Source organism: Dysgonomonas sp. GY75, from assembly GCF_015234155.1.
GTDB lineage: Bacteria > Bacteroidota > Bacteroidia > Bacteroidales > Dysgonomonadaceae > Dysgonomonas > Dysgonomonas gadei.
The window spans coordinates 380,946-403,811 of the sequence record NZ_JADCLQ010000012.1 but is presented as its reverse complement, the minus strand read 5'-3'; the positions used below and the strand labels follow the sequence as shown (position 1 = coordinate 403,811).

General features: G+C 38.4%; 18 protein-coding genes. 5 read left to right on the top strand and 13 right to left on the bottom strand.

Annotated features, from left to right (window positions below):
• The first annotated feature begins 348 nt into the window (after positions 1–348).
• The 5 genes from IR083_RS07065 to IR083_RS07045 all read left to right on the top strand — a co-directional run bounded on the left by IR083_RS07065 (position 349) and on the right by IR083_RS07045 (position 7,012).
• A complete protein-coding gene (locus IR083_RS07065) occupies positions 349–3,447 on the top strand; it encodes a SusC/RagA family TonB-linked outer membrane protein (protein ID WP_194223732.1) in 3,099 nt (1,032 codons plus the stop codon).
• Positions 3,448–3,473: 26 nt separating this feature from the next.
• The gene (locus IR083_RS07060) at positions 3,474–5,093 is read left to right on the top strand and encodes a RagB/SusD family nutrient uptake outer membrane protein (protein ID WP_194223731.1); all 1,620 of its coding nucleotides are present in this window, start codon (positions 3,474–3,476) and stop codon (positions 5,091–5,093) included.
• 783 nt (positions 5,094–5,876) lie between these two features.
• A complete protein-coding gene (locus IR083_RS07055) occupies positions 5,877–6,401 on the top strand; it encodes an RNA polymerase sigma factor (RefSeq protein ID WP_194223730.1) in 525 nt (174 codons plus the stop codon).
• Between the two features lie 72 nt (positions 6,402–6,473).
• Positions 6,474–6,677, top strand: coding sequence for a hypothetical protein (locus IR083_RS07050; RefSeq protein ID WP_194223729.1), 204 nt, complete (start codon positions 6,474–6,476; stop codon positions 6,675–6,677).
• A 155-nt stretch (positions 6,678–6,832) separates the two neighbouring features.
• On the top strand, positions 6,833–7,012 hold the full coding sequence (locus IR083_RS07045) for a hypothetical protein (protein WP_194223728.1): 180 nt from the start codon (positions 6,833–6,835) through the stop codon (positions 7,010–7,012).
• Positions 7,013–7,272: 260 nt separating this feature from the next.
• Here the strand turns inward: IR083_RS07045 and IR083_RS07040 are convergent, their stop codons facing one another.
• The 13 genes from IR083_RS07040 to IR083_RS06980 all read right to left on the bottom strand — a co-directional run bounded on the left by IR083_RS07040 (position 7,273) and on the right by IR083_RS06980 (position 22,808).
• Entirely contained in the window at positions 7,273–8,565 is a 1,293-nt protein-coding gene (locus tag IR083_RS07040) for a tyrosine-type recombinase/integrase (RefSeq protein WP_194223727.1), read from the bottom strand.
• 294 nt (positions 8,566–8,859) lie between these two features.
• On the bottom strand, positions 8,860–10,146 hold the full coding sequence (locus IR083_RS07035; protein ID WP_194223726.1) for a tyrosine-type recombinase/integrase: 1,287 nt from the start codon (positions 10,144–10,146) through the stop codon (positions 8,860–8,862).
• Positions 10,147–10,525: 379 nt separating this feature from the next.
• Entirely contained in the window at positions 10,526–11,173 is a 648-nt protein-coding gene (locus IR083_RS07030) for an NAD(P)-dependent oxidoreductase (protein WP_194223725.1), read from the bottom strand.
• A gap of 64 nt (positions 11,174–11,237) precedes the next feature.
• Complete coding sequence (locus IR083_RS07025; protein WP_194223724.1) at positions 11,238–11,483, bottom strand: hypothetical protein; 246 nt, start codon at positions 11,481–11,483, stop codon at positions 11,238–11,240.
• Between the two features lie 456 nt (positions 11,484–11,939).
• The gene (locus IR083_RS07020) at positions 11,940–12,443 is read right to left on the bottom strand and encodes a pyridoxamine 5'-phosphate oxidase family protein (RefSeq protein ID WP_194223723.1); all 504 of its coding nucleotides are present in this window, start codon (positions 12,441–12,443) and stop codon (positions 11,940–11,942) included.
• Between the two features lie 66 nt (positions 12,444–12,509).
• Complete coding sequence (locus IR083_RS07015) at positions 12,510–14,801, bottom strand: alpha-L-rhamnosidase C-terminal domain-containing protein (RefSeq protein WP_194223722.1); 2,292 nt, start codon at positions 14,799–14,801, stop codon at positions 12,510–12,512.
• Positions 14,802–14,944: 143 nt separating this feature from the next.
• Entirely contained in the window at positions 14,945–15,898 is a 954-nt protein-coding gene (locus IR083_RS07010; protein ID WP_194223721.1) for a helix-turn-helix domain-containing protein, read from the bottom strand.
• Positions 15,899–16,115: 217 nt separating this feature from the next.
• A complete protein-coding gene (typA, locus tag IR083_RS07005; protein WP_194223720.1) occupies positions 16,116–17,921 on the bottom strand; it encodes a translational GTPase TypA in 1,806 nt (601 codons plus the stop codon).
• Between the two features lie 123 nt (positions 17,922–18,044).
• Positions 18,045–18,809 carry an FkbM family methyltransferase gene (locus IR083_RS07000; RefSeq protein ID WP_194223719.1) on the bottom strand — a complete coding sequence of 255 codons (765 nt, stop codon included), beginning with the start codon at positions 18,807–18,809 and terminating at the stop codon, positions 18,045–18,047.
• A gap of 69 nt (positions 18,810–18,878) precedes the next feature.
• Positions 18,879–19,664, bottom strand: coding sequence for an acyl-ACP--UDP-N-acetylglucosamine O-acyltransferase (gene lpxA, locus IR083_RS06995; RefSeq protein WP_194223718.1), 786 nt, complete (start codon positions 19,662–19,664; stop codon positions 18,879–18,881).
• A gap of 102 nt (positions 19,665–19,766) precedes the next feature.
• Complete coding sequence (locus IR083_RS06990; RefSeq protein ID WP_006798684.1) at positions 19,767–21,152, bottom strand: bifunctional UDP-3-O-[3-hydroxymyristoyl] N-acetylglucosamine deacetylase/3-hydroxyacyl-ACP dehydratase; 1,386 nt, start codon at positions 21,150–21,152, stop codon at positions 19,767–19,769.
• Positions 21,153–21,172: 20 nt separating this feature from the next.
• Complete coding sequence (gene lpxD / locus IR083_RS06985; RefSeq protein ID WP_194224020.1) at positions 21,173–22,213, bottom strand: UDP-3-O-(3-hydroxymyristoyl)glucosamine N-acyltransferase; 1,041 nt, start codon at positions 22,211–22,213, stop codon at positions 21,173–21,175.
• A gap of 124 nt (positions 22,214–22,337) precedes the next feature.
• Positions 22,338–22,808 (bottom strand): DUF4251 domain-containing protein, encoded by a 471-nt coding sequence (locus IR083_RS06980; protein WP_006798686.1) that lies wholly within the window; start codon positions 22,806–22,808, stop codon positions 22,338–22,340.
• Between the last annotated feature and the right edge of the window lie 58 nt (positions 22,809–22,866).

Below are 22,866 nucleotides of genomic sequence, written 5' to 3'. Positions count from 1 at the left end.
ATCTAAAGGCTCATAAATTCTCAAAATATACAGCTTTGAATTGCATTTTTTCTCCTGAAAATTTGGGGATTAACACTATTTTGTTAGAGAGAGAGAGAGAGAGAGAGAGAGAGAGCCTATGCCCGCATAATAGGAAATAATAAATATATAACTTTTTTTAAAAGTACAATCCCTGTACAGTCTTTTCCGGACTGTACAGGGATTTTTTGTTCTTCGGCTGGGATATTTAGATTCCGGCCTTGTATGGTTTACTACATATGGGACGATACTAGCCTATCTCTCTATAAAAATAAAAAGCGAACCTCACGGGTATGCTGGTATTAATATTAATAAAATTGTGGATCAAGTATGAAGAAAAGAGTAGTGTTAATTTTATCCTGCTTATTACTAAGCGTCGGATTTACAGTAGCACAGACAACGAGGATTTCCGGTACTGTTGTAGATAGTAACGGTGAGCCAGTGATAAGTGCTTCAGTTGTAGTAAAAGGAACTACCGTAGGTACAGTAACCGATTTAGACGGAAAGTTTTCTATTAATGTGCCTGTTGGAAGTAATACACTGGTATTTTCATTGGTGGGAATGCAAACAGTCGAGGCCAAACCTGCTCAGGGCATGAGGGTGATAATGGAAAATGACGATAAAGTTCTGGAAGAAGTTATTGTTGTTGGATATGGTACCCAGAAGAAGAAAGATGTAACGAGTGCTATTGCAAGAGTCAGTGGAGACGACATTAGTAATCTGGCTACTCCGTCTTTTGAATCTCAGTTAGCCGGTCGTGCAGCCGGAGTACAGGTTACAACTCCGAACGGAATGTTAGGCCAGGCTCCTACATTCAATATTCGCGGGTTTAGTACGATTTCGTCGGGAACCCAACCCTTGATTGTAATTGATGGTATACCTGTTACATCAGGGCAGAAACAGGAATTATATGGCAGGTATAACCCGCTTGCGGAAATCAATCCGAATGACATTGAATCGTATGAAGTATTAAAAGATGGTGCGGCAACTGCAATTTACGGTTCAAGGGCGGCTAATGGCGTTGTGCTAATCACCACAAAGTCAGGGGGGAAATCCAAGACCAAAGTAACCTATGATGTTCAGACCAGCTGGGCTTCTCCAACAAAGCTACATGACCTGTTGAACGCTACGGAATTTGTAGAAATAGCAAATGAAAAATATTCGAACTGGGATGCAGAAGGCCCTGCGGTATTAGATCCTAACGGGGTTAATACGAACTGGAACGACTATATATTTCAAACAGGTTTTCAACAAACTCACACACTTGCCGCCAGTGGAGGTACTGAAAAAAGCCAGTATTACGCCTCATTGGGTTATACCAATCAGAATGGTATTATAAGAAATAATGAACAGGAACGCTATTCCGTTAATGCCAAATTGACACAAACTGCAAATAGATGGTTGAAACTGGGTATTAATGTATCTGCTTCGAAATCTACTCTGGAGGGGGTAATGAACGAAGAAAACTCTTTGGGAAGCGTTGGTTTTGCAAGCGTGCGCATGTTACCTAATGTTTCCGTATTTAACCCGGACGATATTACAGGATATAACATTGATGCTGCCAATAGAAAAGCTTTGGGACGCGGCGCTAACAAAACTTATATAGATAACGGAATCCAGAACGTTGTATGGGCTATGGATAATAACGTCAACCGCTCACAGAGCCTCCATATTACCGGGGGAGGATTTGCAGAAGTCACTCTTGCAAAAGGCCTTTCATTCCGTACACAGGCAGGTATCGATTATACTACCCTCAACGATTTTACAAAGTGGGACAGTGAATCGGGAGACGGATATGGATATGGGGGTCTGATGATGGACAACAGGGCTACTTTTTATAATTGGAACTGGCAAAATATATTAACTTACAATCAGACCTTCAACGTACTTCATACTCTGAACCTTACTGCCGTTCAGGAGTACACTCATACCGATTATGAATACCTGTACGCGGATGTTACACAATTATCGGATAAATTTTTCTCCGATCATATCATTACCGGAACATTCGGTGATAAAAGCGTTGAAGGCAGCAAAACTTATAATGGTCTGGCTTCCTATTTATTCAGAGCCAATTACAATTACGACAGCAAGTATTATATCGGTGGTTCTGTCCGTAGGGACGGTCTGTCCAAGTTACCGAAAGACACCCGGTGGGGGACATTCTATGGCGGTTCTCTCGCCTGGCGCGCTTCAAGGGAGAATTTCTGGGTCAACTCGTCATTAAATGAGTTGTTCGATGATTTACGCCTGAGAGCCAGCTTTGCGACTATCGGGAACTCTGATCTTGGCTCCAATAATTTTCCTTATTTAGGAACATATTCCCCAAAACGATACGGAGCGCAGACTGGTTTTGCCTGGAGCAATATGAGTAATAGCAAGTTGAAATGGGAATCTACAACGACTTACGATTTAGGGCTGGATGGAAGCCTTCTTGATAATCGCCTGTCTTTTGAATTGGCTTATTTTAATAAGAATACGAAAGACTTAGTTCTGGAAGTTCCGACTGCTCCGACTTTAGGAATTCCGGGTAACAGTTATTATGACAACAGGGGTAAAATCAAAAACACGGGATTTGAGATTACTATCGGAGGTACACCTGTTATAGGAGCCTTTACCTGGAAAACAGATATTAACTTCACAACCGTATCCAATAAAGTAGTTGAGTTGGTCAACCATGAGCCAATAATTAACAGGTATACCATAAATGAGGAAGGGAAATCATTCGAATCTATTTATGGCTATGAATTTTATGGTGTAAATAAAGCCAACGGAAATCCTATTTGGGTAAAAGGCGACGGATCGCTGGTTCAGTTCGATACTTTCGGAGATTATGATTATAAAGTTTATGATCCGGCAAACCCCGGTGATGTTTCACAGGCATCTTCATTATCACCGACCAAAGACCGGAAAATATTAGGATCGTCATTGCCGACATGGTACGGTGGTTTTAATAATACCTTTACTTATAAAGATTTTGACCTGAATGTTTTCTTCCGTTTTTCAGGAGGGAATAAATTAATGAATGCTTCTGCTCAGGAGTCATTATTAAATATGGACTTTTCGAATAATGGTAAAATCGTTCTCGGAAGATGGCAAAGTCCGGACAAACCGGGTGATGGACAAATTCCGAAAATCGGTTACGGGGATAGCCAGGTATTATTCAATACCGGTTCTGCCGATTCAAGATTCGTTGAGGACGCCAGTTTCCTGAAACTGACAAACCTATCTCTGGGATACACCCTACCTAAAAATCTGGTCTCGAAACTGGATATGACAAAAATACGCTTATATGTGCAAGCTCAGAATCTGTTTACCATTACAAAATATTCAGGACTCGACCCGGAAACATCGACACGCAGGGGAACAGACTGGGATGGTATGCCGCAACAACGTGTTTTCAGCCTGGGCGCAAATGTTACATTCTAATTCAAGTTTAAAAACAGATACCGATTATGTTACAAAATAAGATATTAAAAATAACAATAAGCCTGTTTACTATTGTAGCGGCTTTGGTCTTCACTTCATGTGAAAAGGATGTGATCGACCTTTCTCCGGTCGATAAACTGGATGATATTACGGCGTACGAAACGCCTGAACGTTGCGAACTATCTGTGATTGGCGCCTATGATGCGATACAATGCGGATTGTACAACGATTCTTATTCGAGAGGATATCCTTTTGGAGCCGCAAGTATTATACAGGGTGAAATGCGGGGAGAAGATATGAACCTGACAGCAGTCTTCTACGATATAACTTATTCGTCGACTTATACACCTTCCACTGCGAATAATCAATATTTCTGGGAAGCCTCATTCGAAGCTATCAATCGTATTAATACTGTAATAAAAGGGATTGAAGGTGCTATCGAGAATAATATTATAAGTGAAGAAAAAGGAAAATCGTACAAAGGTGAACTATTATTCCTTCGTGCTTTGACTTATCATACACTGTTGCTTCATTTTGCTTATCCGGTAAATGTAGATGCGAATAATAATTATGGTTTGCCTCTTTATCTGACAGCTATTAATACTCCGGCTGAAATTGAAGAAGCTTTAAAAATAGGCCGTTCGTCGGTTACTGACACTTATGCACAAATACTCAAAGACCTTAATGATGCGGAGAGTTCTTTCTCAGGGAATGATAAAAACAGCGTAAACGGTATTACCCGCGCATCGAAAGGTTCCGTAATTGCCCTTAAGACACGGGTCTATCTTCATAAACGCGATTGGGATAATGTGATAAGTGAAGCGAAAAAACTTGTACCGGGTACAACAGCTCCTTTCGAGAGTGCAATAGGAGGTTACAAACTCGAAGCTTCTCCGGCGACCCCATTCCTGTCTTTTGCCAGCAATACCGAATCTATTTTCTCTGTTGAAAACAGTGCGGACGATGAGGCCAGTGTGAACGGAGCCATGGCTGCTATGATGTCGGCCCGTCCAAGCGGTCGCGCTATAGTAACATCGTCACCTACCTTGTATAATACATCATTCTGGCTTGCTGATGACAAGCGTCGTGATCTGCTATATTACAGTTCAGCTTACGATTATTATTATTGCGATAAATATCGGAATGTTCAGACCAGAGACGAATATGCCCCTATTATGCGTTATGCAGAGGTACTTTTAAATTATTCGGAAGCCGTTCTTAGAAAAGGAGGGAACGATGCTTTGGCTCTCGAATTATTAAATGCCGTAAGAAACCGTTCGTTGGCAACCCCGGCAACTCAGGCATATACGGCAAGTAACTTTGCTACTAAGAAGGCTTTTCTTGATGCGATTTTATGGGAAAGACGTATAGAATTCCATGGTGAAGGCCGTCGCTGGGAAGATATACAACGTTTGGCGAATGACGATCTTTCTCCATCCGGAGGTATTCCTGCAAAAATAGATTATGCACGGGCTAAAGGCAAGGCAAATTTTGTTGTTGGAGGTGAAGTGAAACCTGCATGGTTCTCGCCAAGCAGACCGCTTATTCCATATTCGGATAAGCGATTCTTATGGCCTATTCCTGTAAATGATCTGGTGCGTAACCCGACTTTGGCCGCCCAGCAAAATGCAGGATGGAGTAATTAATAGCAATTTATCAAAAAGGGGACCGGATGTACTCCTTAAAGTTACATCCTTCATACAAACACACTCTTAATGCAGTGATGCATCGACATTGAAAGAGTCCGGGCCCGGGCTCTTTCGTTTTTTACAGATCGAAAGAAATTTATATAGCATATAATTGGGTTGATGTCATACAATATAGCGGTAATGACCTGATACCGGTCACTCTAGCTTAAAATGTAGAAAACCGGTTACTTCGGTTCCATTCTTAATGCACTTCTTATCCTCAAAATATCCGGTAAGCAGGCCTATTGTATGGAATACGGATTTTATCTCCATCTTGTCTTGCACTTCCTTTTCATCATTTTCGCTGAAGTCGTTTTTGAATTGTTATTTTCCGGACATCCCAAATCTTTTTTTTACTGGAATTCCGGAACTTTTCTTACCCTGCAAAACTCGGTCTTCTGGAAAATAAGGGTTGAATTTATTCTGTGTTTGTCTTTGGTAAATTTTTCTCTTTTAATGTTAATGTGCCATTCTTAATAAAATTGTAAGCCTAAAAAGTACTAAAATGCACTATTTGCTGATTATATATTGCTTACAAAAAAGATCTATATAAAGAAATAAGATTATTAACTGTCGGGATGGCTATCTATTTATCCGGCATATTCTATGCCATAATTTTTCTGATCTGATATTCCTTTCCTGTACAGTATGACAGTGTTAATCAATAATAAAGCTCCACCACTACCATTCATTCTACGATAAAAGCTTTTATATCTTTTTTTAACATTAAAAATCATTTTTATGGAATTTAATCAACTACAAAAAACAGAATTGTTTAATAAATATATATTGCCTGAAAAAGACTTCATCTACAGAGTGTGCCTGAAATATTCCAAAACACGCTACGAATGCCAGGAATATTATAGTGAAACGATGTTTCGTGTTTTTAACTTTATAGAGACATATAATCCGCAGCTACACATCAGGCCGTGGCTTTATACCATTACACGAAGAATCATAGGAAACCTCAGGATTGAACAGTGTAAACATAATATTATCAACATTATAGATATTGAACAACTTTCTGTCATTCGAGCAGAAAGCAATAGCTCCAATTGTATTGATATCGATAATTATCAACAATTTTATTCTGATAATATAATAAACGCCCTAAATACTCTTAATCCGGTTTCGCGAAATGCAATATTACTACAACAATCCGGCTATAGTTTATCCGAAATTGCAGATAAACTTTATTGCTTAAAATTAACCGGAACCTTAAGTATCAATACCGTAAAGTATCATCTGCGGACAGGAAAATTGTGACTGGCTGAACTTCTTTCAGGAAGCGGAAAGATCAAAAATGATAAATCAGAAAAAAAATCAAAACAACAAAAGATGGCTAAATTGAAATCAGAATTGGACAAATGGGTATCTATTTCCGACAAAGATTACCTTTCATTAATAGAAGACCATATTATGTTAACAGCCCTTAAGGCAGCAGGTATTGAACAACTGTCTATCTATAAAGCGGCCCTGCATATATTAAAAGATAACAGAATAGAGATTCATTTAAAACCAGTAAAGAAAAACTATAAATAATAATTATGAGAAAAAGTTGCTATCGTGAACCTAAACAGGTTTTAGTCTTTAATAAGCGAAGAGTTTTAATTGCTATAGCCCGGTCTTTACATTCTACCGCGGAATTGATCAATTGTAATCCAATGACTATTTCTTATTGCTGCACAGGTAAACAAATGAAGAGAAACGGATATTATTTTAGGCATGTTAGTCCGGATATTTTAATAGAGTTGGAAGATTTGAACAACTTAAAATTAGAAGAATATGACAAAATGTGTGGAGAAAAAAGGAACTATCATCCTTCCCGCCAGGTTGCTATCTCTGAAAGATGTATGAACAAAAAGAAGAAACCATAACATTCTGCTTTCATAGATAATTCTGAAAACAGTGAAAAGAAATTCGACAATTGAGGGCTCTCATATTTATAAATAATAATATCACCAAAAATGAATAAATATTTATTCATTTTTATATTACTTACTTTAATTTTGAAGGCCGCTTTCTGTCGAATTTCAATTAAATTCACAGAATCATAAAAGCTGTTAGTGTCTATATATAGATAAGGCTCAATTCTTGTTTTTATTAATCGTTGATATGATAGCCGGCAGCTATTTGCCTACCCGTGAAAATTACTATTCATCTTCTGTTTTGTATCAGACTCGTCCATTGCTTTGTAATAATGCCTGGATATAATCCTTTCACTATTACCGGCATGTGCGGCAACCAGAGACGCAGAAAATCCATCTTCAAGCATTTTAGTGATATAAGATCCACGGGCTGAATTCCATGTTATTTTTTCTTTATAACCAACTTTAATCCGGACTTTTTCAAGTGTTTGCCCCATCTTATAGTAAAGTCGCTCCAGCCTGTCCCTTTTTTGCTGTTCTGTTATGTGCTTATGGGTAAAGACTGGGAAGACGTAGTTTTCATAGCCTTTTCCCCGGTACTTTTTTAATATTGCCTTAGCCTTGTCTATAAGAGGAACCCTTGCCTCTTTGCATATTTTGATTCTTTCATATTCTATCACATCCTCCGATTTGACAGAGTTCCAGTTCAAATAAGCCACATCTATATTACACATTCCGCCGGCATAGAAACTAAACAGGAATAAATCCAGATGGAATTGTTCTATCTTCGAAAATTGTTTTTTGTCCAGTTTTTCAATCTGCAATATTACACTGTGGGGAATTGATTTGGGCATAAATTTTGTGTGTTTCATTTTATTCTCAACACCGGCAAAAGCTCCGGTATCGGCATTCGGATTTTTTAACGTATTGAACGCGTAACTTACAACCGCTCGTAACTTCCTTAACTTATGAATAACTCCTCCTTTATTTCCATTTTTCGCTCCTTTGAGTTGCAAAAAAACAGCGTAATCATGCAGGAATTCTTTGGTGATATGGTTAAAATGGAATGATTGGAGTTGCTTATTATATTTTTGCCTGGTGAATTCAGATAACGAGGACTTCAGGAATTTATATTCCCGCACATTAGAGTAACTGGATACTTCGACCCCATTCTTAATGCGTTTCTTATTCCCGAAATATTCGATAAGTATATCTATTGTGTGGTACACTGATTTTACCATCATCTTATCCTGTTCTACTTTTTCTTCAAAGTCAAAACATCCGGCCCATTGAGTCGGAGACCAGATACGCTCTTCCTGATCCCAGGTTTCAGCAACCTTCTTATATTTCCGCCTCAGTTCGGATAAGCATTTGTTTTTTTCTTCATTTTCACTGGAATTAGACCTGAACTGTTGCCTTTTATCATCCCAATCTTTAAAGTTCCCCGTAATATCAATAACTTTTTTTGCCCTGCAAAAGCCGGTCTTATGGAAAACCATAATTAATTTTACCTTGTCTTTCTCTTTGGTACGTTGTTCGCCTTTAATCGTAATCGTGTTCATTCCTTTATTTTTTTTACCATAATCAGGCACTAAAAGTGCTGTACAAGTTTTGTACATGAAAGATTAGCGAAATCTGTCCTCTATGGTTTAAAAAAAAGAAAATAGTATTTCAAAAGGAAAACAAAAAAAGAAGCATATGACTAATAATCAATTATATAAACCAAAAGTCAAAAATAGTTAAGGAGAAAAAGGATGTCAAGAGAGCCTATAGTTTTTTCTGTAATTTCATTTATAAAAAACGGAATATATTTCGATATATCCCGTTCATAGTAAATATTTATATAATATTATTGGCTAAAAATTCTTATTCATCTGCTGCCTTGTTTCAGCTTGTTCCATTACCTTATAGTAATGCTTGTATATTATGGGAGCGCTATTTCCTGCATGTTCCGCAACTACTGAAGGATTATAACCGTCGTTTATCATCTTTGTAATAAATGAGCCGCGGGAAGAGTTCCATGTTATCTTTTCTTCATAACCAATTTTTGTCCGGACTTTTTCGAGGGTCATATTCACCTTGCGGTAAAGCCTTTCAAGCCTTTCCCTCTTTTGTTTTTCCGAGATATGCTTATGGGTGAAGATTGGGAATACATATTTGTTATAACCTTGTCCTTCGTACTTATCGATTATCGCCTTCGCCTTATCGATAAGGGGAACCTTTGCATTCTTGCATACCTTTATCCGTTCATATTCGATCATATTATCAGGCTTTATTGAATCCCGGTTTAAGTAAGCCACGTCGATATTGCACATTCCACCGGCATAAAAACTGAACAGGAATAAATCCAGATGGAACAGTTCCAATCTTGAAAGCCGGGTTTTATCCATATCCTCGATTTGCAGGATAACACTATGGGGAACAGACTTCGGAATAAATTTCCGGTGCTTCATCTTTGATTCCACACATTTGAAAATATCAACTTCAGCATGAGGGTTTTTTAATACGTTATGGGCATAGTTTACAACCGCCCGGAGTTTTTTCAGCCGATGGACAAGACCGCCTTCGTTCCCGTTTCTTACTCCTCTTTTTTGCAGATACATAACATATTCGTTTAGGAAATCTTCTGTTATATGATTAAAATGGAAAGACTGGAATTGCCTGTTATATTTCAGACGGGTGAATTCGCATAAAGAGGACTTGAGGAATTTGTATTCCCGGACATTGGAATAGCTTGATATCTCTACGCCGTTCTTTACGCGGCTCTTATTATTGAATTGTTCGATGAGGATGTCGATAACCTGAAATATCGATTTTACCTGCAATTTGTCATGTTCATTTTTCTTGCCTATGTCAAAGCATCCGGCCCATTGTGCCGGAGACCAGGTTCGCCCTTCCTGATCCCAGAGTTCGGCGGTTTTCATGTATTTTCCCCTTAACTCCGCGAGGCTTTTGTTTTTGTCTTCGTTCCCGCTTGAATTTGGCTTGAATTGCTGTTTCCCGGAGTCCCAGTCTTTATAAACGCCTGTAATGTTCAACACTTTCTTTGCCCGGCAAAATCCTGTCTTGTGGAAGATTACAGTAAGTTTTACATTTGCTTTGTTTTTTGCACACTTTTCTCCCTTGATGTTAATTGTATTCATAACATTGAATTTTATAACCAAAACGGCACTAAAAATGCTACACATGTACACTGCACATTTAAGAGGGGTATTTTGCAAACTATGGTCTTTCGCCGGGTAAGAGTACCATTTTAACCATAGAATAGACCAATGTTTTTCAACTAAAAATCAACGACTTATGGAATCCATTACTATACGTTATAAAAAAGAAAAGGTTGTCATCCCGACAACCAATCTTCATTGTTAACCTTAAATCTAATACCATGAAAAACACAGTACAAAGATAATTGATTTTTATGTTATAAAACATGTTTTGGTGTTTTTCTCTCAAAAATTAATAATATTTAACCAATTACGCAATTTTTGAAAAAATAACGAATAGATATATCCTATCCAATTTTCAATATCCCACAGTGAAGTGCTGGCGAGAAAGCTTTCGACTCTCAACCTCATCAACAATAGCCATAGCTAAATCCTCAACCGAGATAGAAGCGACACCTTCCTTTATTATGGGTTCATCCCGGCCTGTCCGGAACCGTCCGGTACGCCCCACCGATATATCTTTATTCATCTCTATCTGAGGTGAGAGATACAGCCAGTCAAGATACGTTTCGCGTCTCAACTTATCAAAATAATCCCGCGATGCTTTAGCTCCTTGTATCATTTCTTTAGGAAATTCCGGGGTATCCACCAATTGCTTCCCGCCAATATATAAGCTACCTGCATTCCCTACTACAAAGTAACGCCTTATATTTGCAGCTCTTATTGCTTGCTGAATTGATTCGTATCCATTGAGATAATCATTATAAAGATCCGGGTTATCCCAACCCGCGTTGAAAGCACTGACAACAATTGAATTGTCCCTTAATATTTCTGTCAACGCTTCTTTATCATTTACATCTATACTTGCGACCTTTAAGCCTGTTTCTCCTATATCAATCTTTTCGACATTACGAGCAATAGCTGTCACCTCATGTTCTTTGCTTAATAACTCTTTCAGAATGTGGGAGCCAACGAATCCCGTAGCCCCAATTAATGCAACTTTCATAATAATAAAAATTATAGTTTGGTAATCATCTCCAGCTACTGAAGAGAGAGTGTTGTTAAATGCTCTACTTTACAGGTCTGAAGTTCGAATTCTTCAAGTAGTTCTTTATTCGCTTTGCACGATCTTCTTCCGACATACTGGCAGGTACTTCTATCGATGTTCTTTCATCTATTTTAATACATACAACCTTACCCAGGCTTTTCTTATGATCGTCTAAAATCTGCTTCAGGATTTCTTCCTGCGTAAGACGTTCAATTTTTTTCATACTGCGTCCTCTCCCTTTTGAAGGAGCTTTGTTTTGTACATTCATTTTGTAATGATTTTAATTTTTACGGATTGTTGAAAATCCTTTATATTATACAATTACTGATATAGAGCATTATCTTTACATAGATAACGAAGCTCATTTTTAGCGATTTAGATAAACATAAGCCTTAAAGTATGGATTACCAAACATTTTATAGATACTTCACAAATAAGAGCATAATCAGCCAATTAGTAACAAATCTTATACATTGGTTACTAGACAATAATTTAGTGGGAAGAGGGGGGATTTTGCTGCAAAACAAGAATAAAAGATTCCTGCTAATGACAGAACTCTAAAGACCTATATAATATTGATTCTAGTTGTCCATATTGCATATTCAGCCTAAGGCCCATCAGAGGGAATTATATCATACAGAAGTGCTTATCTGCAAAGAAATCTAAAGACATTAATGTCTTCTAAAGTTTTTCACAAACTTCGATCTATTATATTAATAGCAGGCTAAAACTCCGGCTTATCTTTATAGTTACGTGAATTCGGATGTGGAACACCAAAAACCTTTGTGGAAACACTTTCGATTTCGACTTTCCATATCCGAACATTATTTACAGATGGTATGGAATACGTAAATTTTCTTTCGGTATATTGCTGCATTATGATATCCAATGCCTTTATCTTTTCTTCAAAATTCTCTTCAAAAACAACACGACCGCGACATATAACACTACTACCTTTTACCCTATAGCTACAGGCTACTTCCTTGTTCTGATATGTTAATACAGGTTCTGTGCAGAAAGTTATGCATACATTCGGATTCTTTTCCAAAGCCTTGATGCTACCACCCTCTTGAGCTGAATGCAGATAAATAATATCGTTCTGATAACCAAAGTTCATCGGTATAACATATGGCATACCATCGATATCAATCATACCGACATAACATATTTGGTTCTTTAGAATAATTTCATTTATCAGAGTACGTTCTTCAACAGTCACTGTCATCATAGCATGCCAAACTTTATTTTGAGGTAAAGATAGCAAGAATATGCTTTCAGAAAAAGGGACTTATTCCTAATTCTTCACAGACAGGATATAATCACCTGCCGGGAAAGCCAGTGTATGCTTTGTCTGATGTTTATAAATCTCTTTTGGTTTATATTGTCCAAGGGAAAGTTTCTTTCCATTTACTGTAATTGTTTTGTCGCGGCTTTCAGGCAGATAAACGACGGCCTGAGTTCCATGAGGCACGGAGAATTTTAACAGAAATTCATTATCTGTATTTACAAAGCCGGATTTTATTTTGCCTGCAACAGATGGTATTGTAATAGATGCATCTGAGAGGGATGCCGGATTTGGCTCTATCTTAAAGACTTTATATCCGGGCTCTAACGGATAAATACCACAAAGATATTGGGCCAACACAGTCAAAGCACCTCCACTCCACGCATGATTTACGCTACCGCCTCCGTATCCACCGACATCCCAACCTTCAAATAAGGTAGTATAACCCTTGTGATCCACCATATTAGAGAACCGATTCTTGGTTCTCTCCAAAGCATACTTGCCTTCTCCCATTATAAACAAAGCTTCCATGACATATTTCTCCATATAAGGACTTGCATAAAACTGTGTATTAAGCAGTTTTATTATATCCGGATATTTTGTTCTATCGGCAATACCCGCTATAACAGCCAGGGCCTGCACACGGTCATCGGTACTATCCTTATAATCATGATGCCTGTATTCCAATCCGTTCCAACATGAATTATAACCAGCCTTCACTCTATCCATAATAGCCCTGTATCCCTCAGCATCATCAACAAACCCCAGTTCATCAGCCATCAGAGCCGCTCCTTTCAATGCAAGGTAATGCCATCCTGCAAATATCAATCGGATATCTTTATTGTCGCCCCAATCGCCCCAAGCCCAGCCTCCAGCACGGAATTCCGTTAAGCCGGTATTGTCCTGCGACCATAATGAAAGATATTTTTTTACGGCAGGATAAACCGCTTTTATCGTTTCTTTGTCTCCGGTATTCATATAGTAATTCCAGAAACCATAATATCCTATACTAGCCAGCATTTGTCCGGGAAGTTCGCTGTTGTAATTTCCTGCCGGAATAGGAGAAAACAGAGTCCCGTCATTTTTCTGCCAGGCGGCAAGTTCTTTTATTGCTTTACTCATCAATGAGTGCGTAGAAGGTGAGTATGTATAGAAACTCTGCCCCATAAGCACCACTACATCACCCCACCACTGAGCGCGCTCCCTATCTGGGCAATCAAAATATGTATCCCGCATGTTTATGTAAAGTGTACGAAGGGCTTTATCCCAAAAACGCATATAAAAAGTATCACTACATGAAAATGCCCCTTCCATTTCTGTATTATAGCCGGTTTCCCGGTATCTTACCTCATCGATCTTTACACCTGACGGTACTGTTACGTATATCTTTTGTCCATTGAGCCAACCAAGTGATTCATAGTTTTGACTTCCTTTCTTTGTGACATATTCAGCTCTCAGGTTTATATCTCCGCCAGCCTCCATATGATCTGTAAAAATAGAGATCAGATTACCTCCATCTTTATCAGAAATATCTACAATAGGCGTCATCTGCATGTTGTAAGGAAGGCAAACTATAACCGTATCACGTTCTACACCCTTTACCCGTTGCAATTTGGAAGCTTTTTTAACACCAAAATCCTTCCAGAATGGGATTGGTCTTTTTATCAGGTTATTCCATGGGGCATCCCCCCAATTAGCCAGTTCAACTGCATTTTCGAAGCCATACAAACTCTGGCAATCTGCTGTTTGCCAATCATCAATATCCTCCCACGCATCGAAACGGATATTTGACTCAGGCAGACGATAATTAGGAAAAGGTTCTCCCGTATTACCATAAGCAGGATGTCTCTTGCACAACCACGAAGAATCGCTTACCAAATTCTGAGTACCCAATTTTGCATCAAAAATGAGTCCTGCTTTACCACTACTCTTATGAGAAAATCCGTCTTTGCCAAAATACCATAAAAGAACGGCTATTTTATTATCACCGCTTTTAAGGAAAGGAGCTATATTCACCTCGTCATAGTATGTGTCTCTCGGGTTAGGCCCACGTTTAAGTCCTCCTTCAAAAACGGCCATTTTTCCATTAATCCAAAGCCAGTATTTACTGTCAACGGCAATCCTGGCTATAACTGCAGTAGGTACTTTTTCAACCGATACGTCTTTTCGGTAAGCAATCCAGGTATTCGGTTCATTTATGGTTTCATCTGTCGATGTTATCCATCTGGATTGGGCATTTGTAATTTGAGAGCTAGTTAAATAGCAAACAAGCAATAAGAAAATGTTAATAATATTTTTCATGTTCCATAAATTAGTGAAGCATATACAAGTTTAGTCTCCGAACTTCTATCTAAGGGCATTAATATAGAGCAACGAACTATTATATATTGTATCAGAAAAAGGGAAGTCGGGCATATTATTCACATCCCTCAATCTCTGATTTTTTAAAGCATATCTACAATGCTACGTTGATAGTAAAAATATTCATTTCTCTGTAGTTCTCCAGATACAGAGATTAAAGTTGAAAACCGTATCAATGATTTTATCCAACGTTTGTGGTTCTCACATACTACAGGATTGTCGCAAGACAGAAAATCGACACAATACAAGCCTATTGCTCCAGCTTCATAACCGGCCCCGGACATATAGGTATAAGTACAGTCGAAAGAAATATGGGATATATAAATATCGAGCTTCTTTCCATATAACGATAGTCCCGAAATGGCACATTTCTCCATGTCGTTCAGCATCATATGAAGTTCCTTTTTTATCAGTGCAGTCTCGTCATTCGAAATCATTTCCATGCTCTGAAAATATTTCACAATCTCTACAAAATCAGTGAAAATATGCTTATCGAAAATCAGAACTGAATTGACACGATGAACTGCAGTTATCGCTTTCTTTTGTAATACATGAACTTCATTCGGAATCTGAACTTTTGAAAATTCCTTTGGTACAGATTGCGGATATAACTGATACAGTAAAATATAAAGATATACTTTTCCTAATAGTTGATATTTGAATAAGAATTCTTGCGGTAATGCTTTATAGGCCATATACAGAAAACATGCCGGATCTTTTTTTATATATTCTATTCCATCAGTCACCTCTCTCATCATACGGCAATACTCTGCCATAGGGTCTTCGGTAAAGACAGCACCCAGATGAAAAGCATAAGTATTATCATGTTTCACTCCTATCAGGAGATCCAGTGATACGTTCATTTTTCTGCAAATGTTTACGGCTTCATCTAATGTGAAAGGTATTTCTCCCCGGAGCCTGCGGTATGCAGCCTCCTTCCCCAAGGGAATGATACTCATCAATAGATCTACGGTATTCTGATCTTCAGTAGTATTTCTCTTTAACGCTCTAATTAATTCTTCTGTTATTACATCCATAAGATTAATCTAAGATATATTTATTGGGCAATCTCACTAAGCACAACTAAATTACTACGTTTTACCTAGATGGCAAAATTAAAAGCCCGAAAACTCGAAGAAAGTTTACGAACCATGCTTTCGAGGCTCTATAAGGGATACAAAAAAAACTTCCGGCACAAAATTGTACCGGAAGAACATATATAAGTTAGTTTTATCGAATCAAAATGTTTTATTCTTAATTGGCGTTTTTTGTCATACGCTTACGGTCATTCTCATCAAGATATATCTTCCTCAAACGAATAGAATTAGGAGTAACCTCTACATATTCATCTTCCTTGATATATTCTAAAGCATCTTCGAGACTGAAAATAATGGCTGGAGCCAACCGTACCTTATCATCTGTACCGGATGCACGCACATTTGTTAATTTCTTAGATTTTGTGAGATTCACAACCAGATCGCCATCCTTATTGTGCTCACCTACAATTTGCCCCATATAAATATCCGTTTGTGGCTCAACAAAGAAGCGTCCCCGATCTTGTAGTTTATCTATGGAATAGGCAAAGGCATTGCCCGATTCGCTGGCAATAATAGATCCGTTCGCACGCTTTTCGATATCACCCTTCCATGGTTGGAATTCAAGAAAACGATGTGCTATAACAGCTTCTCCTGCCGATAGCGTAAGAGCTGTATTATTCAACCCTATTATACCTCTCGACGGTATGGTAAATTCGAGATACACACGATCTTTTTTACTTCCCATCATTGTCAGCTCACCCCGGCGACGTGTTACCAGATCGATAATCTTACTGGAGTATTCCTCCGGAAGGTTAATAGTCAACTCTTCTACCGGTTCATGTTTAACGCCGTTTATTTCCTTTATAATTACTTTTGGTTGTCCTACCTGTAATTCATATCCCTCGCGACGCATTGTCTCTATCAGGATAGATAAGTGAAGGATACCACGTCCGAATACCAGCCAGCTATCGGCACTTGCAGTAGACTCTACACGCAAAGCCAGATTACGGTCAAGTTCCCTCATCAGACGGTCATGTATATGGCGTGATGTCACAAACTTACCATCCTTTCCGAAGAAAGGAGAATCATTGATTGTGAAAAGCATTGACATTGTTGGCTCATCAATATCGATAGTCGGTAATGGCTCCGGATTTTCTATACTAGCAATTGAATCTCCAATTTCGAATCCTTCGATTCCTACCAACGCACATATATCTCCGCATTGAACAACAGGGACTTTTGTACGTCCCAGTCCTTCAAATGTATTTATTTCTTTTATCTTAGTCTTAATTATGCTACCATCCCTTTTGCAAAGAGAAACATCCATATTCTCTTTCAATTCGCCACGATGAACACGTCCTACAGCTATACGTCCTACATATTTGGAGTAATCGAGCGATGTAATCAGCATTTGCGGGGTACCTTCCAAAATTTCGGGAGCAGGTATATGCTTTACAATGGCATCGAGAAGCGGGGTGATATCTTCGGTGGGTTTACGCCAATCATCAGACATCCAACCTTGTTTGGCCGAACCATATATGGTAGGGAAATCTAACTGTTCCTCAGAAGCGTCCAGACTGAACATAAGGTCAAAAACCATTTCATGTACTTCATCAGGACGGCAATTCGGTTTATCTACTTTATTGATAACCACAATCGGTTTCAGTCCCATCTGAATAGCTTTCTGTAAAACAAAACGCGTTTGCGGCATAGGCCCCTCAAAGGCATCGACCAACAACAAACAACCGTCAGCCATATTCAATACCCGTTCTACCTCACCTCCGAAGTCGGCGTGTCCGGGAGTATCTATTATATTGATCTTTGTTCCTTTATAATTGATGGAAACGTTCTTGGATAGGATAGTGATTCCACGCTCACGCTCCAGATCGTTATTATCGAGAATAAGTTCTCCTGCTGATTGATTTCCTCTGAAGAGTTGTCCGGCAAGCAGCATCTTATCTACAAGGGTAGTCTTACCGTGGTCTACGTGCGCGATAATCGCAATATTTCTAATATTTTGCATATATATGATTTGAGGGTGCAAAGGTACTACTTTTTAATAACATACAATCAAAAATAGCATTAAAAGAGAGGCGATACTTCCAATAAAATAGGATACCATTTACCTGCTATATTTAGGATATAATCAGGATAAGGCTTTGCTCTGGGAATGTATAAACAAAAAGTCACCCGATAATTTTCTTAGAGCCTCTTCATCAGAGGTGAGAAGACCGCCTTGCAATTTATGAGGGATATAACCCAATCTCTTAAATAAGTTTTTTACGGGTTCTTCGTTTTCTCCCCATACTTCTACTTGAACTACCGGCCTAAACTTATTTATAATATTTTCCATATCGGACAAGACAACGTGTTCAAATCCTTCTATATCACATTTTATATAGTCCAGTCTTTCTATGGATGAAAATAACTTTGACGGAATTTTCATTTTAGCGTCAAATGTAAATTCCTGAGTCTGAATATCCCCATCTCTCCGGGAATCATATACATGAGGCAAACCCGTCCTTAAATATCCAACATTAGGAGAACAGACCAATGTGACATCTTTTTCTTCTTTTCCTAATGCGTAGGGATATAATACGATATTCTTTCTTTTATGGGCTTTTTCATTAAATATCTTATTATACAAAGCGATGGGCTCCACCGAATATACCATCCCCGACTTTCCTACCCACGAAGACATCAATATGGAGTAATAGCCAAGGTTAGCACCGATGTCTATTACAATATCTCCTTCGTGTATTAGATTTCTTATATAATAATGATATTCGTATTCCTTCTTATTCTTTAGCAACCCCCATCTATACATTACAAAAAATAATCTTTGCAACAGCCGTAAGTAGTTTTCAATACTCAGGTAGCGAAAGATTATTTTTTGTATGCTATTTTTCATATATTACGTAGATTTGACTATTTACAGGACTTTATTCCTAAAGCCTTTTATAATCAAAAAAGAGATTAATTACCCCATGTATCCTCTAACGATTCCGCGAGGTGAGTTTTTCACAAAATCTACGATTAATCTCATCTCGGGAGTTTCTTCAAACTCTTTCTCAATTTTGCTTATGGCATCAGAGAAATTGAAACCCGACTGATAGATAATCCGGTATATTTCCTGTATTTCATTTATTTTCTCATTGGAATAACCATTCCGTCTCAGTCCGACAAGGTTTACACCGGAATAACAAACAGGCTCACGTCCTGCAATAATATATGGAGGAATATCTTTACCTAAACGTGTACCTCCCTGGATCATTACATGTGCTCCGATACGTGTAAACTGATGCACCAATGTACCTCCACTCAAGATAGCATGATGATCGACCTCTACCTCTCCGGCCAGCTGTGTTGCATTTCCAACTATCGCATAATCGTTTATCACACAGTCGTGCGCAATATGGCTATATGCCATTAACAAACAATTACTGCCAACTTTTGTATATCCCTTCGATGCTGTTCCACGATTTACGGTAACACACTCTCTAACGGTAGTATTATCTCCCACAATAGCAAGACTGTCCTCTCCTCTGAATTTTAGATCCTGAGGATGACCTCCTATCACAGCTCCCGGAAATATACGGCAACCTTTCCCTATACGGGCTCCATAACGTATATTAGCTCCGGACATGACTAGCGTGCCATCTCCTATTTCTACATTTTTATCAACAAAAGCGAATGGTTCTACTACTACATTCTCTCCTAATATTGCCTCAGGATGTACATATGCCTGATGAGATATATTTGACATGATATACTATATTAAGGTCTTAGACCTATTTATTACTTTTGTACCAGATGCAGCTATAATCGACCATAATCGAATAATGTTGCATTAAATACTTTATTTTACTTATTTATTTTTTACTATTTGGGCAGTAAATTCCGCTTCAGAAACGAGCTTATCGCCAATAAAAGCATATCCTTTCATATTAGCAATTCCCCTGCGTATTTCAGACATCATATTGAGCCTGAAAATAAGCGTATCACCCGGTACAGCCTTACTCCTGAATTTAACATTATCTATTTTCAGGAAATAGGTAGAATATCTTTCCGGTTCATCAACCTGCGAAAGCACCAGCAGTCCTCCTATCTGTGCCATAGCCTCTATCTGAAGTACTCCCGGCATAACAGGTTCCTGAGGAAAGTGACCTTGGAAGAACTGCTCATTTACACTAAGGTTCTTAATACCGACAATATATTTTTGTCCGATCTCAATTACCTTATCTACCATCAAAAATGGATATCGGTGAGGTAAAAGCTCTTTTATTCTGTTTATATCAAAGACAGGCTCTTTGTTTGGTTCGTATACGGGTGGTTGCACTTCGTTGAGCTTAATTTGTTTACGAACTAAACGTGCCAGTTTGTTATTTATTTTATGTCCGGGACGAGTTGCTATTATGCGCCCTTTTATCGGTTTACCAATCAGAGCCATATCTCCAATGATATCGAGGAGTTTATGTCTGGCCGGTTCATTTGGATACTGGATCTGTTTGTTATTAAGATAACCTAGTTCCGATGCATTCTTATGCGGCACACCTAGCAGATCGGCAAGGCTATCCAGATCTTGCTGAGATATCTGGCGTTCGTAGATAACGATTGCATTATCCAGGTCGCCACCTTTTATCAATCCGGCATCACGTAATTTCTGTACTTCACGAACAAAGACAAAAGTACGGGCGGTTGCAATCTCTTTTGTGAAATCTTCCAGATTATCAAGAGAAGCTGATTGATTTGGTATATATTTCGATTCGAATTCTATGAATGAATTTATACAGAAACGGTCGTCCGGCAACAAGGTCAACTTTGACCCTGTTTCTTCGTCTACGACTTCCATCTTCTGACGAACAACAAAATAATCTCTTTCCTCTGTTTGCTCTACTATTCCTACTCCATATATCGCCTGAACATATTGTATGGCACTTCCGTCCAGAATAGGAAATTCAGGAGCATTTACTTCGATAAGACAATTATCTATCCTCAAAGCATACAAAGCAGCCATAGCATGCTCTATAGTGCTTATCTGCACCCCGTCTTTTACGAGTACTGTCCCACGTTGAGTATTACCAACATTTTCGGCCAGAGCGTCTATTACAGGCTGGTTTTCCAGATCTACTCTTTTAATTTTGTATCCGTGGTTTTCAGGAGCCGGATTAAATGTTATCGTAATTGGTAGTCCTGTATGTAAACCTTTCCCCTGTAAAGTGAAACTGCCTTTCAGCGTATGTTGCTTGCTCATTATTAATAAATAAATGGTTCTTATTTGTTTTGGTTAGATTTTAATTCTTCTACTTCCTTCTGTAGCTGGGCCAATTGACGGTACATATCGGGCAGCTTAGGAAATACAACACTTGATTTGAAGAAATTCTTGACAGGTATGGCGGGAGATCCTAAGATTTTGGAATCTGATTCAATATTGCTTATAATTCCGGATTGGGCACCCACACTGGAATTATCTCCGATAGTAATATGTCCACCGAGTCCTACTTGTCCTCCAAATACACAATGCTTACCTATTTTTGTAGAGCCGGATACGCCGACCTGGGCGGCCATTACTGTATTTTCTCCAATTTCTACATTGTGGGCTATCTGGATAAGGTTATCCAACTTAACACCTCTGTGCACCACAGTAGCGTCCATCACGGCACGGTCTATGGTTGTATTTGCCCCTATCTCAACATCATCTTCGATGATTACAATACCCATCTGCGGAATCTTCTTATATATTCCATCTTCAGGAGCAAACCCAAAGCCATCACTGCCTATTACAGCTCCTGCATGAATTATACAATTATTACCAATGGTACATCCCTGATACACCTTTGCTCCGGGGTATATGATAGTATTGTCCCCAATTGTAACATTTTCACCAATGTATACCTGAGGATATATTTTAGTGTTATTCCCTATTAGTACATTTTCTGCAATATAAGCAAATGCACCGACATATATATTCTCTCCATATTTAACATTCGTAGCAATATAAGACATAGCTTCTATCCCTGATTTCTGAGGCTTCGTCTTCTCTACCATATCCAACAGGATAGCCAGTGCCGCATATGCATTAAAACAACGGATAAGAGTCGCCTTTACAGGCTGATCGGCTACAAAATCGTTATTTACCAGAACAATGCTGGCATCTGTACTATATATATAGTGTGTATATTTGGGATTCGCTAAAAAAGTCAGCGTTCCCGGCTTACCGTCTTCTATTCTGGAAAAATTACTCACCACAACTGAAGAATCACCTTCAATTGTGCCATTTAATACTGTAGCAATTTGCTCTGCAGTGAAGGATATTTGCATAAATAAATATTCAAAAGTATTTGGCGTCCCTTTAAGAGATGCGAAATAAATAATAATTTTCCAAATATATGACTTTTATACTTAAAAAAACAGTTGGCGAAGGTGAAATATTATATATTTATTCTATCTTTCCATAAAAACTTATGGTCTGCCGATTCGTATCCTGCACTGTCAGAGTGGCATATCCGGTATTCCCTATTTGTAATGTGAGGGTGTATTTTTTGGCATTATCCCGCGGTTTTATCGCAACCTCCCACATATCTTTCTTTCCTTTGGTCTGCGTATATTCAAAGTCGGTACTGATAAACTTTATCCCCCCTTCATCCGTCGACATCGGAGCCACATATGCCCGGCCAAAGTAAGGTAAATACGAATCTACCGTATCTTTGGAAATACGTAACGAATATGAATAATTAAGATTTATTGATTTGCCGGATGTAGGAAGAGCTGTAGTGGGGACAAATTTATAATTCTGACTCTCCACTTTATTCGTAATCTGCGATATAGTTTCTTGCTTCGACAGGCTTTCTCCCGATTTACAACTAATCATAAATAATGCAATCAGTGCAGTTGCTATGAGTGTTTTCATGCTGAAATTCCTCCTTTATTAGTTTATGTTTCACATTCGTGGATACAATTCACTAAAT

Excerpts from the sequence above, each read along its gene's own strand:
- IR083_RS07055 (WP_194223730.1), top strand. The coding sequence starts at position 5,877 with ATGGAATTTAATCAACTACAAAAAACAGAATTGTTTAATAAATATATA.
- lpxA (WP_194223718.1), bottom strand. The coding sequence starts at position 19,664 with ATGTCAAATATATCTCATCAGGCATATGTACATCCTGAGGCAATATTA.
- IR083_RS07065 (WP_194223732.1), top strand. The coding sequence starts at position 349 with ATGAAGAAAAGAGTAGTGTTAATTTTATCCTGCTTATTACTAAGCGTC.
- IR083_RS07000 (WP_194223719.1), bottom strand. The coding sequence starts at position 18,809 with ATGAAAAATAGCATACAAAAAATAATCTTTCGCTACCTGAGTATTGAA.
- IR083_RS07050 (WP_194223729.1), top strand. The coding sequence starts at position 6,474 with ATGGCTAAATTGAAATCAGAATTGGACAAATGGGTATCTATTTCCGAC.
- IR083_RS07040 (WP_194223727.1), bottom strand. The coding sequence starts at position 8,565 with ATGAACACGATTACGATTAAAGGCGAACAACGTACCAAAGAGAAAGAC.
- IR083_RS07035 (WP_194223726.1), bottom strand. The coding sequence starts at position 10,146 with ATGAATACAATTAACATCAAGGGAGAAAAGTGTGCAAAAAACAAAGCA.
- IR083_RS07015 (WP_194223722.1), bottom strand. The coding sequence starts at position 14,801 with ATGAAAAATATTATTAACATTTTCTTATTGCTTGTTTGCTATTTAACT.
- IR083_RS07020 (WP_194223723.1), bottom strand. The coding sequence starts at position 12,443 with ATGATGACAGTGACTGTTGAAGAACGTACTCTGATAAATGAAATTATT.
- IR083_RS06980 (WP_006798686.1), bottom strand. The coding sequence starts at position 22,808 with ATGAAAACACTCATAGCAACTGCACTGATTGCATTATTTATGATTAGT.
- IR083_RS07030 (WP_194223725.1), bottom strand. The coding sequence starts at position 11,173 with ATGAAAGTTGCATTAATTGGGGCTACGGGATTCGTTGGCTCCCACATT.
- IR083_RS07045 (WP_194223728.1), top strand. The coding sequence starts at position 6,833 with ATGAAGAGAAACGGATATTATTTTAGGCATGTTAGTCCGGATATTTTA.
- typA (WP_194223720.1), bottom strand. The coding sequence starts at position 17,921 with ATGCAAAATATTAGAAATATTGCGATTATCGCGCACGTAGACCACGGT.
- IR083_RS07010 (WP_194223721.1), bottom strand. The coding sequence starts at position 15,898 with ATGGATGTAATAACAGAAGAATTAATTAGAGCGTTAAAGAGAAATACT.
- IR083_RS07060 (WP_194223731.1), top strand. The coding sequence starts at position 3,474 with ATGTTACAAAATAAGATATTAAAAATAACAATAAGCCTGTTTACTATT.
- IR083_RS07025 (WP_194223724.1), bottom strand. The coding sequence starts at position 11,483 with ATGAATGTACAAAACAAAGCTCCTTCAAAAGGGAGAGGACGCAGTATG.
- IR083_RS06990 (WP_006798684.1), bottom strand. The coding sequence starts at position 21,152 with ATGAGCAAGCAACATACGCTGAAAGGCAGTTTCACTTTACAGGGGAAA.